The sequence below is a fragment of the Oligoflexia bacterium genome (assembly GCA_034439615.1).
GTDB lineage: Bacteria > Bdellovibrionota > Bdellovibrionia > JABDDW01 > JABDDW01 > JAWXAT01.
Genome location: JAWXAT010000034.1, coordinates 67258 through 81214, shown reverse-complemented (window position 1 = coordinate 81214; position 13957 = coordinate 67258). Strand labels below are relative to the sequence as shown.

Sequence of the window (13957 nt, the reverse complement as noted above, 5' to 3'; positions counted from 1 at the left end):
GAGTCAGCCTGACATATACAATCTGAAGTGTAGTAATTATTTTTTCGGAATTTTAATTTTAGTTAACTTATCAGATGCGATTTTTCTGACTTTCACACATCGCTCATCCTCTTGTTGAACAACGAGCAGCTCTTTTAAGATTACAGGCGTTAGTGTGGGTTTACTATCAAGATAGTTCTCCAGTTTTTTTGCACTCTCTTGAGTACACAAATTAGGGGCCAGTGTTGAAGCAAAGGTCTCTTGAAAATCAGGGCTAAATTCATTATTAATCTTTGGCAATACAGTGAAAAAAGCATCGGCAAACTCTGCTTTTAAATTTGCTTGATCGGGTGGAAAAAGACCGTTCATTGCAAAGCGTGCTTGATTAAGCGGAATTTCATTAGGCTTTGCAGTTATCTTCTCAAACCACTCTTTTTTCTTGGTTCGATCAGGTTTTGCTGCATCTGAATAGATTGACATCAAAAGACCTGCGTTAGAGGGGTCGTCTTTTGATTCTTGAGTTAAAAGCTCATTCACCCCTGGTGCATTTGTAAGTGCGAGTTGAAATAAAATCTTCCAACGACGATCTTGGTCTATAGGAAAATTTTTGAATTTAATTTCATTTTTTAAAACTTTAACCAATTTCAATTGAGCATCAATTGATTTTGCCACTCTTAAATATGAGCCAAACCAAGTCTTTTGAAGATCTGATCCAGCTGGAGCTTTTTGTGTTTGCTTCCAAAAGAAATCTTCTGCGCGTTTCGTATATTCTTCAAAGTAGGCCCGTGCTTCTTTTTCTTCTTTTGGCAAATACATTTGTAATGACGGATTATTAAGGCGACGACCATAGAGTGTGTTTGTGATAAGTTCTATAATTTTAATATCTTTTTCGCTGCCTAAATTATCAAAAACAAAGTTTGCATAGCTTGGGGCGTCGAGTTCGCCATCGCGAACCATATCCCATAATGTACTCCAGAGTTGTAGACGTGTAAGGGGATCATCAATTTTAGTTAAATATTTCTGTGTGTTTTCAAGTGTACGTTTATCAAGTTTAACTTTCACATAATCAAAATCACCGTAATTTGGAAACGCAATATCAGGGCAATCTTGCTTTTCTAATTCTTTAATGACGGTCTCTTTACCTTCGTAATGTGCTTGTACGACTTTATACATTTTCATTGCCGATGGGCCAGAAGACATAAACATCGCAATTTGAGTACGGTGGGAGCGAAGTGTTGAATGATCACTTGGAGCAGTTTGAATGAGTCTGAAATTTTGAATCTTATCGTTTTTGCAAGTATACTGAATTTCTACAGTGTTGAGACCTTCTTTTTGCAGCCATTCAGTTGTCCATTTTTTAAGATCTTTACCAGAGGCAACTGCAAGTGAAGTTGTGAAATCTTTTCTTTCTGTATTTCGGTATTGATATTTTTGAAAATAAAGTCGAACACCTTTTTTGAAGTTATCTTCTCCTAAATAAAAATCAATTTGCTTTAACGATGAAGCCCCTTTTCCGTAGGTGATTCCATCAAAGGCAACAAAAGCCGACTCAGAGTCGCGTACGGGGCCTTCGATTGGGTGGGTAGTAACCCATTGATCTTCAGTATACGCCCAAATTTTCGTGAAGAAAAAATTAACCCAAGCGAGTTTTTTAAATTCGGTGGCTTCGTTTATAGCAATGGTTGCCATGTAAGTTGCAAAACTTTCGTTAAGCCATAGATCGTTCCACCATTTCATGGTGACAAGATCTCCGAACCACATATGGGCCATTTCATGTAAAATAACTTCTGCCAACCTTAGTCGCTCTGATTGTGTAGATTTACCTCTTTGTATATAGAGCTCTGAGAATGTAACCGCTGCAAGGTTTTCCATGGCACCCATGTTAAAATCAGGTGCTATTACTTGATCATATTTTTTAAACGGGTAGGGAAACGCGAAATACTCGTCAAAAAATTTCAATCCCTGGCGCGTAATTGTGAACCAATCATTTGGAACTACATACTTTGCCAAACTTTGACGGGCAAAAAGTCTCAACGGTACGGCTCCTGCTTGAGAGTTCCACATTTTATAAGGGCCTGCATGAAGCGACATGAGATAAGTACTCATCACAGGAGAGGCTGTGAAATTCCATTGGGTCATTTTATTTTCTTTAGCAGTAGTTTTTTCTTCTCGCGTTGTCGAAATAACGGTCCAATCTTTGGGAGCCGTAACTTGCATCGTGATTATGGCTTTTAAGTCGGGTTGATCAAAACATGGAAATACTTGATTTGCATCGTAGGGCTCAAGATGAGTGTACATGTACACTCGTTTATCTTCTGGATCCAAAAATCGATGTAGCCCTGTGCCTGAAGTGCTGTAGACATGAGAAAATTTAACGATGACATTGTTAGTGCCTGTTTTTAAACTTTTGACAGGTAAAGTGATGAAGTGATTGTTGTACTCAACGATTGGTTGGACAACTCCATTAATTGTAAGTTCTTGAACTTTTCCTTCGAAAAAATCAAGGGTGAGTTTTTCAGGATTCGATATGATGTCAAAAGTGATATTTGAGATTCCTGTGAATTCTTTCTCATCCTGTCCAACAACAAAAGTAAGATCATATTTTACAGGTGCTTTTATAACCGAGGCTCTTGCTTCTGCGATTTCTTGAGTAAGTCCTTTTGATACAACACGATCTGATGCTAAGACCAAAGGACTAATCATAGAAATTAAAAGTACGATCTGAATAAGTTTGAGTGTTTTCATGGCTGAGGGAGCCTCCAGTAGAGTTAAAATCAACCAGATGAGTAAAGTTGCTTTAAGACTAATAATCAAGAAAGATGCGCCGCGCTAACTTTGAAAACAAATAGATTTTTTTGATCGCTTCGCACACTATGAATAAGTGGTATTTGATTAAACTTCTAAAGGAGAATTTATGAAAAAGCTCGTAACATTATCTGCTCTTGTATTTGCATTAAGTGCTGTTGGTTCAGTGAGCCTTGCTTGCCCCCATGCTGATAAAGCTGCAGCTAAAAAAACTTGTACCGATAAAGGTCTTAAAGCCGGTTCACCAGAATTTAAAGCCTGCTTAAAAGAAACACATGCTGCAACTTGCACTGAAGAAGGCTGCAAAAAAGAAAGCTGCAAAGAAGGTAAAGAGTGTGGCTGTAAAGAAAAACATGGTTGATTAGTTAATTAGCTAAAATATTTTTGTAAAAACCGCGATCCCTAATGATCGCGGTTTTTTTTAATGACACAAAGTTTGAGTCTCAATACAACTATTGCCATGCAAATTGGTACTGGCATGTCGTTACCTATGAAAATGGTTTTATACCCCCATGTGATCTGTGGGGTTATTGCTCTTTTTATCTTTATTATTCCACTCATTACAAAAAAAGGCGGCAGGGCTCATGTACTTTGGGGGAGATCCTACACGTTATGCATGACCGTAGTTATTCTCGGTGCGTTTATCATCACACCTTGGCGATTTTTTATCGATGAGCAACGCTCACCTAAAAGCCAAGAGTTTGCGGTGTTTTTACTTTTCGTTGCTATACTTTCAGCTTCAACGCTGCATTTTGGACTTCGCGCTTTACGCCACAAAAACAGAACTTTTAAAACTACAAAATGTATTGATGTAGCTCCTTCAAGTTTGCTTATCGCCACTTCTTTGTTAACAGGCCTTTACGGAATACTAAATGGAAGTACGCTTTTGACATGGATACCAATAGCGGGGCTTTTATCAGGGGTGCAAAGTTTAAAATACTGGCTAACGGCACCTACTGAGAAAATGCATTGGTGGTATGCACATATACAAGGGATGTTTGGCGCTTGTATTGCGACGGTAACTGCATTTTTTGTGACAGCTCTACCAAATCTAATGGGTCAAGAATTTCAGGCATCTTTACTGTTATGGTTACTACCCTCAGTCATCATGGTGCCTATTGAGTATTTTATTCTTAAGAATTATCGAGTGAAATTTGGCGATGCCTAATGCACCTCATCTGGCTAAGAAGTATTCACCTGCTAAGTAACTTTAGATATAAATAATACCAAGTAAAATCAAATATTTACATGATATACCCAAGCTTTATATGAAGAACCCTTAACACCCGTTAATGGGTGAGAATCGCTAAGCTCGTGATATCACTCATGGGCCTCGTTCTTGCTCTATAGACACTGTGTAAGGGTAAATTCACATAACAATAGGGGCAAATTCATGTATCAAGATCGCACTAAATTAGTACTCACATCATTCATATTACTGGCCTGTGTTGGGATTTCTGTCTGGGGCAATGAGATGACTTTTGATACTCAAGGCTCAAGCAAGGGTTTTAGAAATCCGGCCAGCTTTGTTCTCCAACAGATCAGATCAGGTACCATTGAATTAGAAAGAAAATTGGCTTCACAAATTGCTGCTATTAAAACACGCAAAATTGCGAGTATTGGCAGGCCTGCTGATCCGTTAGAGAATTTTAGATTTGGAATTTTAGAAGGCAAATACGCGCTCACCATGAATGGCGATAAAATTAGTGATATTGCATTTATTGATAATCCCAGTACCGAAGGTCGGCCTACAGCAATGGCTAATCGCATAGAGTTTTTAGAAAAATTCGGAAGCTTTTTTGGTACGACTAATCTTCCTGAAAAATTAGCTACAGATGTGCAAGGTACAAAGATCACGGAGACCTATCGTATGAAGACGTCTCGAGCTGATACAGATATTATGGTTAAAATCACAGTGGATGATCTTGATCGCCTACTTGATGTTAGAACTGAAAAAGTATCAGCCCTTAAACTTTTTTAATCGATGGCTTCTTGTTGAGGAGCAAAACCACGGCGCAATGTGTTTTCAGTAATGGTGCGTGGTTCAACGAACTGTAATAAATAATCAGGGCCGCCGGCTTTACTACCTACGCCTGACATTTTATAGCCCCCAAAGGGGTGTCTTCCCACAAGTGCTCCAGTGATTGAGCGGTTGATATAGAGATTTCCAACTTCAAATTCACGTTTTGCTTTTTCTAAATTTGCAGGGCTTCTTGTATAAACACCACCGGTGAGAGCAAATTCAGTGGAATTTGCAATTGCCAATGCATCATCAAAGTCTTTTGCCTTAATGACCGCAAGCACAGGGCCAAATATTTCTTCTCGGGCGATGCGTGCAGTTGGTTTGATGTCAGAAAATATAGTTGGCGGAACAAAATAACCTTTTGGTGGCACTTGCCCTTGAAAAACCATCTTGCCTTCAGTTTTTCCAACTTCAATTAATTCTAATATTTTCTTTTGCGCACTTTTATCAATCACACACCCAATGGCAGTCCCTGCGCTCTCGGGCATTCCGACTTTCATGCTTCTAGCACCTTCAACAAGCCTGCTTAAAAATTTATCGTAATTTTCTTCAAGCACAATAACGCGTGAACATGCCGAACATTTTTGACCTTGAAAACCAAAGGTTGAGTGGAGAGTACCAAGAACAGCCTCATCAAGATCTGCATCGCTATCAACGATAATGGCATTTTTGCCACCCATTTCAGCTACTACTTTTTTAACTGAGCGTTGGCCGCGTTTGGTGTGGCCTGCGCCGCTGATGATTTGAAGGCCTACTTCTTTTGACCCGGTAAAGACGATAAAATCAACGTGGTGATGGCCCACAAGATAAGCACCCACATCTTCGCCTAAGCCTGGAACAAAATTTACAACTCCTGGTGGTAAGCCGGCTTCAAGTAGGATTTCCATAAACCATGCAGCGATGATAGGGGATTGTTCTGCAGGTTTCATGATGACTGTGTTTCCGCATACGGCTGCACCTACAACCATGCCTGCAAGAATTGCTAGTGGGAAATTCCAAGGGGCAATGACCACCCCCACACCGCGGGGTTGATAAGAGTAAAAGCTCTCTTCGCCAGGAACAAAACTTGTGGCAAGAGGTTTACTCATTTTTAAAGCTTGCTGGTTATAATATAAGCAAAAATCAATAGCTTCACCGATGTCACCATCAGCTTCGCGCCAGGTTTTACCGACTTCAAATACTTCTAAAGCCATAAGTTCAAATTTACGATCGCGCATGATCTGAGCAACTTTTTCAAATATTTTCACACGCTCAGCCAAAGGTTTTTGGGCCCATGCACCACTTGCTGCACGCGCAGCTTCAATAGCTAAGTCAGCTTCAGTAGCTGTGGCTTGTGAGGTTTTGCCAATAATCATATCTGGATCTGCTGGGTTTTCAGAGGTGAGTTCTCGGGCTGTTTTGATATGTTTTTTTCCGATCACAAGGGGGTAACTTTGGCCGAGCTTCTTTTTAACTTTAATAAGTGCATCGGCCATAGCTGTACGATTAGTTGCTAAATTAAAATCAGTGGGTGGTTCATTCTCAAAATAATGAGCAGGTTTACGTTGAGTTTTTGTTTGATTGGTCGCAAATGCCTGCGTTGCACTGGCTTGTGTTGCTGCTTTTAATTCGTTGAGCGACTGACGTGGGTCTTTTAAAAGTTCAGCACTCGACGCACCACTTGAGAATTTAGCTCGTAAGAAAGATTCATTGGATGTGTTTTCTAAGAGCCTACGAACAAGATAGGCCATTCCAGGAATAAGTTCACCAACAGGTGCATACTCACGTACGCGCACACCCATTTTTGTTAGTGCTTTTTTAATAGGCTCAGCCATTCCGTAAAGCATTTGTACTTCAAAACTTCGTTTATCAATGCCGAGTCGTTCAGCTGTGACAAGTGCATGTGCTATTGATCGAATATTATGTGACCCAAATGCTGATTTAATAACACGATCATTTTCAAGCATGAGAGTGGAGAGTGTTTCATAGTTGGCGTCAGTTTCTTTTTTATTTGTAAATACAGGTACGGGCCAACCTCTTTGTTGAGCAAAAACAGTTTCGTAATCCCAATATGCACCTTTAACAAGTCGAATGGTAATGCGGCCTGTGCGTTTTTTTGCCCATTCAATTAATTCACGAAGATCTTTTTCTGAATCTTTGAGATAGGCCTGAATAACAAGGCCTAGGTTATTATGATTTTTAAATTCTGCTTCATCCATGAGGCTTTTAAATAATAAAAGTGTAAGATCTTTATGAAAGTATGACTCCATATCAAGATTAATAAAAACACCTAATTCAAGGGCTCGTCTAAATATAGGTTTTAGTTTTTCTTTAACTGTATTTATCGAACCTTCAGGGTCAATGGGGTCATATTGTGAAAACAGAGAACTTACTTTTACAGAAACGTTTACTTTAGAAATCGGCCCTAAATGATCACGGTCAATTAATGAATTCTCAGGCCATGATGCAGATTCACGAGCTAGTATTTCGATAAGTTCAATATATTTTTTTTGATAGCACCATGCTTCTGATTCGCTCACCGCAGCTTCACCTAAAATATCAACGGTGAAACATAAGCTATCTTTTCTCATTTTAATTAGATTTTTGAGTGCTTCATCTGGATTACTACCAGTAATAAACATGCGCGCCATTTGAGCGACATTTTTTTTCACTGACGAAGCTAAAAGCCCAGGAGCAAGTGAGCTTAACCCTAAACCCCAGCCCAAAATTGAGGGCATCTCTTGATCACCACCGGTGAAGTATTCTTTAAGATGTTTTGAAACTTCTTCTGAAGAGTTTAAATAGGGGAGAACATCGACAAAACGAAACATCTGAATTTTAAAATTTTCATTTTTCATGGACCAATCCATGATGCGCCCATACCACCAGTCTTTATTAAAAATACTAGCTGATTCGCCCTCCATGAGATTCATAATCTCTTGGCCGCGTAAAAAAATGGGATCTTGATTTGTCGTTGTCATGGTGTCCTCAGTTAAATTTTTTCAAAAACAATTAAAATTTAATGGCGGTTAAATAAATTTCCACTGCGCTTTACTTAAGCCTATTATTTCTGCATCGATAACATCACCCGCAACCACAGGGCCAACACCTTCTGGTGTGCCAGTGAGCACGATATCTCCGGGTTCTACTGGAAACGTTTCTTTTAAATATTCAATAATCACGGGAATCGAAAATAGCATGTCTTTTGTAAAGCCATGTTGTTTGAGTTGATCATTAAGTGTGAGTTTTAGTTCTAGGTTTTGCAAATCAATGTTTTTAGCTGATACCCAATTTCCTAAACCACAACTTTTTTTAAATCCTTTGGCTAATGACCAAGGTGTTTTTTTCTCTTGAGCCTCACGTTGTTTATCACGAGCTGTGAGATCATTTGCTACTGCAATTTCACCGGCCTCTAAATTTTCATTAAATCTAAAAGCGAGTTCTAATTCAAAGTGAACTTCTTTTGAATAAGCGGGTAGTTTAATTGTTTCACCACTGAGTGCAATACTTGCCGGAGGTTTAAAAAAAACAACCGGTGCCCCTTGGGGGACTGTGTTTCCTAATTCTTTTGCATGTTTTGCGTAATTGCGACCGATACAATAAATCATGCGAGCATCCAACGATCACCTTTTTTTAGCAAGACGGCAGCTTGAGCTTTTCTCAAATCAACGCTGTAGCCTGTCAGGTTTTGAATCAGTTCTGGAATAACATCTCCATGACTGCAAACATAAAGGGTGTCGTCTACGGATTTAACCTTTTGGGCTAATACATCAATTCGTTTATTAAATTCTTTTGAAGATTCAGTATCTGTTTGCTCATTTAAAAGAGGCTCAATTTTAAGTTTTATGTCGTGAGATTGGCATAGAGGTTCGATGGTTTCTTGACAGCGTATTTTGGGGCTTGACCAAAATTGAACACCTTTAGGAAGCTCCCCCTTTTTATAAGTCTGAATAAGTTTTTGAACCTGTTCGCGCCCTTTAGGAGATAAGCCATTATCTGTTGAACGAAGTGTTGTATCGCGATGGGCATGTCGTAAAACGACAATGGTTTTAACCATGGAATTCCTCTCTTAATTTCGAGGGGAATATGCAACGATATTAAAGATTTGGCTAGGTTATTTTTTATATCAAACTAATCGCATGTTTCAGACGGGACATCGTCACAAAATAGGTCATGAACTGACTGGTCATTGTCGCTACAAACCTCGAATCCAGGGGGAGGAGTTACATCATCACATTTACTTTGACTAGGTTTGCCATCATCGCCTGGGGGGCAGCCGGTAATCGTTGTACCCCCATCAATTGACCAGCATGGGGCTGTCATTGTTTCGCAAGAAGTTGTTTTACAAGAGCCTTTGATGCGTTCGCCTTCTACGGTGAAAGTATCTGGAAAATAATCTGCGCAACCCGTGTTGGCATACTTATAATCTCCTGGCCCACCCGATTTATTACAATAGGTACATCCGCATTCGCCCCCAGACCCGCCAACGGGGGGCGGCGTAGGCAAACACACTCTGAGTTTTTCAATGTAGCGACATGGCCCTGTTTCTTCAGCCCAGGTTTGTACACCAAAAGTGAAATTGATCAGAAAAATGAAAACCCAAATGATTGTGCGCATATTATTTCCCACGTACTGGTCCCACTAATTCAAAATCTGAGGTTTTTATGCGAATATTTTCTTTTACACCAAATTTCATTTTAAAAACATACGCCCAAATTTCGACATCTAGAAATGCTTTGTTTGCAGGTATTGAATAAAAATAAGCCATCATCACATTTTCACCCGCAGCATGAGAAAGTCGATGTTCTTGTACTACGCTGTTACCATCGGTATTTATATATGCGGGTGCATTGTATGCCACTGTTGGCACTAACGGATTATTTGAAACGCTAAACGAATATTCAGCTTGTTTTCCGCCATCGCAAACAGTGCTGCCTTTTACAACTTGTGGTAATGAAACTTTTACTTCGAGTTCTGGACCAATAGGTGGCTTTAAATCTGATTCGTCATAATAAGGTTGTCTACCTTTTTGAATTTTACCCTTGATCGTCAAACCAGGGCCATCAATGTTGTTGGCATCGTGCGTGCCAGCTAAACTGCCTTTAATAATTTCAATTATATCTGGAATTCCGTCACCAAATTCTTTGCGTGAGAATTGCAGTCGTGTAACTGATTCACCATCTAAATAGCTGGTTGAGAGGCCCATAGCCTCTTCATCACATTTACTGATTGCAAAGTATGGATCTATATTTATCATTGATTCTTTTGTGGGTTCGCAACTCATGCTGCTTAAATCTACACCTGGCTCTTTGCAGCGCTTGGTGACACAGACAGAATCTAAGAGGTGATATTTGTTATTTCTGCGATTTATAATGCCCTTTGGAATTCCAAATGAAGATTCATCCCTATCTAACACACCATCTGCGTCTGAGTCAGGGAGAAGAACACCTTCTTTCATTTTTGCTGTGAGATTAACAATAGTAAAATTTATCGGCTGATAGAGAAAACGATCCGGTGTTGCTGCAAAACTGCAAAGATCAGCGCCTTGAATATTGCCTACATTTTTGGTTGAGTCGGTGCCTCCCGCAATCGTCATTTTACTTAAAACTATATCTGCTTTTTGAAAATCTTTAGCTAGTTGAGGTTCATCTGGATGGCCTGGGGTAACAATACGATTGTAATATACGGTTTGAAGTAACATTCCACCGGTCATTTCTTTGGCCACTGTGACAATATCCTGAACTCGATGTGCATATCCATTCGCTATTTCATTATTTTGCGCGATAATGAGTGGGTCATCACCTTCGAGGATCTCTGCATTCCCATCGACATTAGTGGGGGCTCCGTCACTGATAAAATATGCAAAGTAATGCTGATCTTTTAAAGTGTTGGGTGCAGTGAGTGCTGTTTTACTTAGGTCATCTCTGATGAGCTCATCTAGGGCTTCTAAAGCTTTGGAATAACTAGTTGATTTCATTAGAGAGTTTTCGAAAGTGGCGCAAGAGATTCCTGGGGTTTTAGCCAGATTTGAATTAACTGTGTTAATGTCTTTTAGTTTTTGGATTATATTACTTTTGTTCAAGTCAGCGCGATTGATAAATTGTTTACTTACTTGGTTGGTAGTTGGGTCAATTAATTCTTTTGAAAAAGCAAGAATGGCATATTCATTAGTGCCATTATCGCATGTTGGATTTTCCATAAATTCTTTAATTTTATCAAAGCGCTTTCCTTCGTGGTCTGTTCCCTTGCTTGGAAGCACTGCTTGACCAAAACATTCTCCGATATTTGAAAATGACATATCGACAATAAAAACGATTTTTTTAGGTTTACCTGCTGCGCCAGAGTTTTGTGCGCAAAGATTTCCTGATAAACTACTTGGGCTGGTAATGCTGGCTAATGTTGATGATTTTTTCGTAAGCTTCGCATCGCCGCAATTCATGTATCCAAGAATAATGGTTGTGAAAAAAACAATGGCTAGTGATATTTTTAATAAGGATGTTTTCATATCAATAGCTCACCTGTTTAAAGATTGAAGTCTTCAATTTTGGTATCACAGGGTTTGTATAATTCACATTTGGCAATCGCCCGATAAAGAAAATGCTCTCGCCTTGTTCTTGTGATACGAGCCTTAAAAGTATAACGACTTCATTCATACCTGCTGAATGAATAATCCCACCGAGCATTGAGTTTGGCAGTATGCCGAAACGGGGGTTGCCAATACCTCTCCAAAGGGGGTTTGTATTACGAGTCACTTCCAAGGTTTGAACTAAGGGTACTGCTTTAATTTGTAAAGTATAACGAGGTTTAAGATTTTGACTTGTGGTTTCTTTAAAACTAGTCTCGACTAAAAATCTCGGATCAACACTTAAGAGATCTGCGTGACCAACAACACCTTTGGCGAATGAATAAAAATTTGAAGTTGTGTCAGATTTGAGTTCTCGATCGTTTGAGTACATTCTTGTTTCGTAGAGAAACTCATAGAGATCCGGAATTCCGTCAGAATCACTGTCCATTTCTAGATCACTGGTTCCGAGGCTTAATTCTTCGCATTCATTCAGGCCATCAGCATCGGAGTCATTATTTTTATCGCAACCATTAATCTTACATGTAAAACCTCTGGCTTCAATTCCGTCGAGGCAAGTACCATTAGAGCGAGCATTTGTTGGTGAAGTGGTAATTTCATCTTTGTCAGCTACCCCATCAACATCAGAGTCAATAATCAGAGTACCTGTTGAGTCTACTCGAGCATTGAGATTAAGTACGGTGAAGTCAGCAATTTTATAAGTTTTTGAATAATACGACATCCCACCAACTTTTGTAGGTAGTACAGTTGGGCTTGATGAAGTGAAAATTTTTAAATTCATTCGATCTTCAAGATATTGTAGTTGGTTAATCTTATCTTGATTTTTGACTAGATCAGAAATTTTTGAAATAGGTTTGCGCAAGTCTTCATCAATATTTTCAAGGTGTGGTTGCACTAATTGTATTTTTGTTTTATTACCAAAACCTCGCACACGTGGCATGTCAAAAATCTGTTGTGCTTTATACCAAGATTTATTGGGGTCATTATCGTCGGGGTCTCCAATTTTAGGTTTGACTTTATTAACCCATGTTAGGCATTCTGTTCTCATATATTCAGCACCAGCACCAGCAACAAATTCACCCTTGGCATTACAAGGCGATACTAGTTTATTAAAATCACTGACACGAGGTCGACGAACACCATCGCCAACGATGACAACATCCCACCTTGCATGTCTGGCGTTTTCGCCTAGTCTGTAAAACTCAACCTTCATTTTGTCATAAGCCCAGAGCAAACCCTTATAGACAAAACTTGTTCCCATGGGGGTTTCATTGGGTGCAGCGGCCACGGCGTTTTGTTGTTCTTTTTCCAAAATATCGACATATTTAAGAGCCTGATCTGGTGTTCGAAAATCTTCCATGTAAAATGCGTCTTCTGAATCTTTTTTTGGTCTATTATGGCTTCCACCTGCATATGGTACGATAAGAATTTTTAAACCTTCGCCGGAGTTGCCGGCATATTCAGGAAAAGCTCGTAGTGATTCGATCCATTTTTTGATCCAAACAAAGCGATCACCTGTACGATCAAAGCCTTTTGCGCAATCAGTCGCAGACCCATTTTCAACATATTGTGGGTGATCTACTTCATTGACGCATGTGCCTTTAATCGCTGAACTGCTTGTATCGACGATAACCACTAAACGACCATAGCTGTTGATTGCTACTGGTGGCGAGAGCATCAGCTTAAGTGCCGCTTGTGAGCCAATCACTACAGATGCGCTTACAGATTTAGTTTTAAGTTTTGAGTCACCGCAATTTTGAAAAACCAAAATTGTGATTGAAAAAGACAGAGTAATGGCGATGATTGGTCTAATAGCTTGCCATTTTTTTAGAAATCTAAAAGATTTCATATTAACTTTGCCCACTTTGATCAGCGCCCGCTGATCACAAAAGCTTACTGAGACAATGAACGAGGGTCAGAACAAGCACCCCATTCCTTTTCATTGGCTCCATCACAAATGAACGCACATTCTTGAAAACGAAGTTGTTTTACGCCGTCAAATGTAAATGGAATTGTACCATTTGTAGTCGTAGAATCACCTGTTCTCCACCACACGATGCGGTCTGGATTACCCATAAAGCCAGTGTCGCAAAGTTTAGAGCGAACATATGCAACGATGTTTAGTTTACATTCGTCAAGTGTTGCCACACTCCATGACGTTGGAGGTGAGATGGCAATATGATTATAGCTATTAGGCACAACATTATTAAATTTTCCTAAAACCTCAATTGTTGCTGAGCATGGCTTACAATTATTTCCGCAAGTTGTTGTGGTTGGAGGTGCAGGTGGCATTACGGGAAGATTAAATGGTGGATCCCCTGGGTCTTCATCCGCAGAACCAATTGCCAATTGACCTTTGCCGTCACCGCCCGGTGAACCGCAATTTTGATAAAAGCCAAATAACATCATTGATAAAACGATGAAGCCCATAATTGGAAAAATCTTAGTATTCATAATGATCTGCCCTCCGCAATAAAAACTACTGCCCTACTAAGGTATGATTCGGTACGTGAGTCTTAAAACTTTAGTCCTTTTTGACATTATAAAAGCAAGGGATTTCAATGGCTTGGCTCTGGGCCTGTAAAAAA

At 39.5% G+C, this 13957-nt stretch carries 11 protein-coding genes; 3 read left to right on the top strand and 8 right to left on the bottom strand.

Annotation, left to right across the window (positions count from 1 at the left end; all coding sequences use genetic code 11):
* Positions 1 to 36: 36 nt before the first annotated feature.
* Entirely contained in the window at positions 37 to 2724 is a 2688-nt protein-coding gene (gene pepN / locus SGI74_08355; protein ID MDZ4677508.1) for an aminopeptidase N, read from the bottom strand.
* Positions 2725 to 2893: 169 nt separating this feature from the next.
* On the opposite strand from pepN, the gene SGI74_08350 reads away from it, so the two are divergent.
* The 3 genes from SGI74_08350 (at position 2894) to SGI74_08340 (ending at position 4765) form a co-directional block, all read left to right on the top strand.
* A complete protein-coding gene (locus SGI74_08350; protein MDZ4677507.1) occupies positions 2894 to 3145 on the top strand; it encodes a hypothetical protein in 252 nt (83 codons plus the stop codon).
* Positions 3146 to 3274: 129 nt separating this feature from the next.
* Entirely contained in the window at positions 3275 to 3952 is a 678-nt protein-coding gene (locus SGI74_08345) for a DUF2306 domain-containing protein (GenBank protein MDZ4677506.1), read from the top strand.
* Between the two features lie 225 nt (positions 3953 to 4177).
* Positions 4178 to 4765 carry a hypothetical protein gene (locus SGI74_08340; protein ID MDZ4677505.1) on the top strand — a complete coding sequence of 196 codons (588 nt, stop codon included), beginning with the start codon at positions 4178 to 4180 and terminating at the stop codon, positions 4763 to 4765.
* Here SGI74_08340 and pruA read toward each other — a convergent pair.
* The 7 genes from pruA to SGI74_08305 form a co-directional block, all read right to left on the bottom strand.
* A complete protein-coding gene (gene pruA / locus SGI74_08335) occupies positions 4762 to 7767 on the bottom strand; it encodes an L-glutamate gamma-semialdehyde dehydrogenase (GenBank protein ID MDZ4677504.1) in 3006 nt (1001 codons plus the stop codon). The two genes, SGI74_08340 and pruA, sit on opposite strands and share 4 nt — an antisense overlap.
* Before the next feature lie 48 nt (positions 7768 to 7815).
* Positions 7816 to 8394, bottom strand: a complete 579-nt coding sequence (locus SGI74_08330; GenBank protein MDZ4677503.1) for a fumarylacetoacetate hydrolase family protein — start codon at positions 8392 to 8394, stop codon at positions 7816 to 7818.
* Positions 8391 to 8843, bottom strand: coding sequence for a phosphoglycerate mutase family protein (locus tag SGI74_08325; protein MDZ4677502.1), 453 nt, complete (start codon positions 8841 to 8843; stop codon positions 8391 to 8393). Before SGI74_08325 ends, SGI74_08330 begins: the two co-directional genes overlap by 4 nt.
* 74 nt (positions 8844 to 8917) lie before the next feature.
* A complete protein-coding gene (locus SGI74_08320) occupies positions 8918 to 9403 on the bottom strand; it encodes a hypothetical protein (GenBank protein MDZ4677501.1) in 486 nt (161 codons plus the stop codon).
* A 1-nt stretch (position 9404) separates the two neighbouring features.
* The gene (locus tag SGI74_08315) at positions 9405 to 11291 is read right to left on the bottom strand and encodes a hypothetical protein (protein MDZ4677500.1); all 1887 of its coding nucleotides are present in this window, start codon (positions 11289 to 11291) and stop codon (positions 9405 to 9407) included.
* Position 11292: 1 nt separating this feature from the next.
* Complete coding sequence (locus SGI74_08310) at positions 11293 to 13218, bottom strand: hypothetical protein (protein ID MDZ4677499.1); 1926 nt, start codon at positions 13216 to 13218, stop codon at positions 11293 to 11295.
* 44 nt (positions 13219 to 13262) lie between these two features.
* Positions 13263 to 13823 (bottom strand): hypothetical protein, encoded by a 561-nt coding sequence (locus SGI74_08305; GenBank protein ID MDZ4677498.1) that lies wholly within the window; start codon positions 13821 to 13823, stop codon positions 13263 to 13265.
* Positions 13824 to 13957 lie beyond the last annotated feature (134 nt).

What these genes read in the sequence shown, in the direction of transcription:
- pepN (MDZ4677508.1), bottom strand. Translation starts at nt 2,724, where the DNA reads ATGAAAACACTCAAACTTATTCAGATCGTACTTTTAATTTCTATGATT.
- SGI74_08350 (MDZ4677507.1), top strand. Translation starts at nt 2,894, where the DNA reads ATGAAAAAGCTCGTAACATTATCTGCTCTTGTATTTGCATTAAGTGCT.
- SGI74_08345 (MDZ4677506.1), top strand. Translation starts at nt 3,275, where the DNA reads ATGAAAATGGTTTTATACCCCCATGTGATCTGTGGGGTTATTGCTCTT.
- SGI74_08340 (MDZ4677505.1), top strand. Translation starts at nt 4,178, where the DNA reads ATGTATCAAGATCGCACTAAATTAGTACTCACATCATTCATATTACTG.
- pruA (MDZ4677504.1), bottom strand. Translation starts at nt 7,767, where the DNA reads ATGACAACGACAAATCAAGATCCCATTTTTTTACGCGGCCAAGAGATT.
- SGI74_08330 (MDZ4677503.1), bottom strand. Translation starts at nt 8,394, where the DNA reads ATGATTTATTGTATCGGTCGCAATTACGCAAAACATGCAAAAGAATTA.
- SGI74_08325 (MDZ4677502.1), bottom strand. Translation starts at nt 8,843, where the DNA reads ATGGTTAAAACCATTGTCGTTTTACGACATGCCCATCGCGATACAACA.
- SGI74_08320 (MDZ4677501.1), bottom strand. Translation starts at nt 9,403, where the DNA reads ATGCGCACAATCATTTGGGTTTTCATTTTTCTGATCAATTTCACTTTT.
- SGI74_08315 (MDZ4677500.1), bottom strand. Translation starts at nt 11,291, where the DNA reads ATGAAAACATCCTTATTAAAAATATCACTAGCCATTGTTTTTTTCACA.
- SGI74_08310 (MDZ4677499.1), bottom strand. Translation starts at nt 13,218, where the DNA reads ATGAAATCTTTTAGATTTCTAAAAAAATGGCAAGCTATTAGACCAATC.
- SGI74_08305 (MDZ4677498.1), bottom strand. Translation starts at nt 13,823, where the DNA reads ATGAATACTAAGATTTTTCCAATTATGGGCTTCATCGTTTTATCAATG.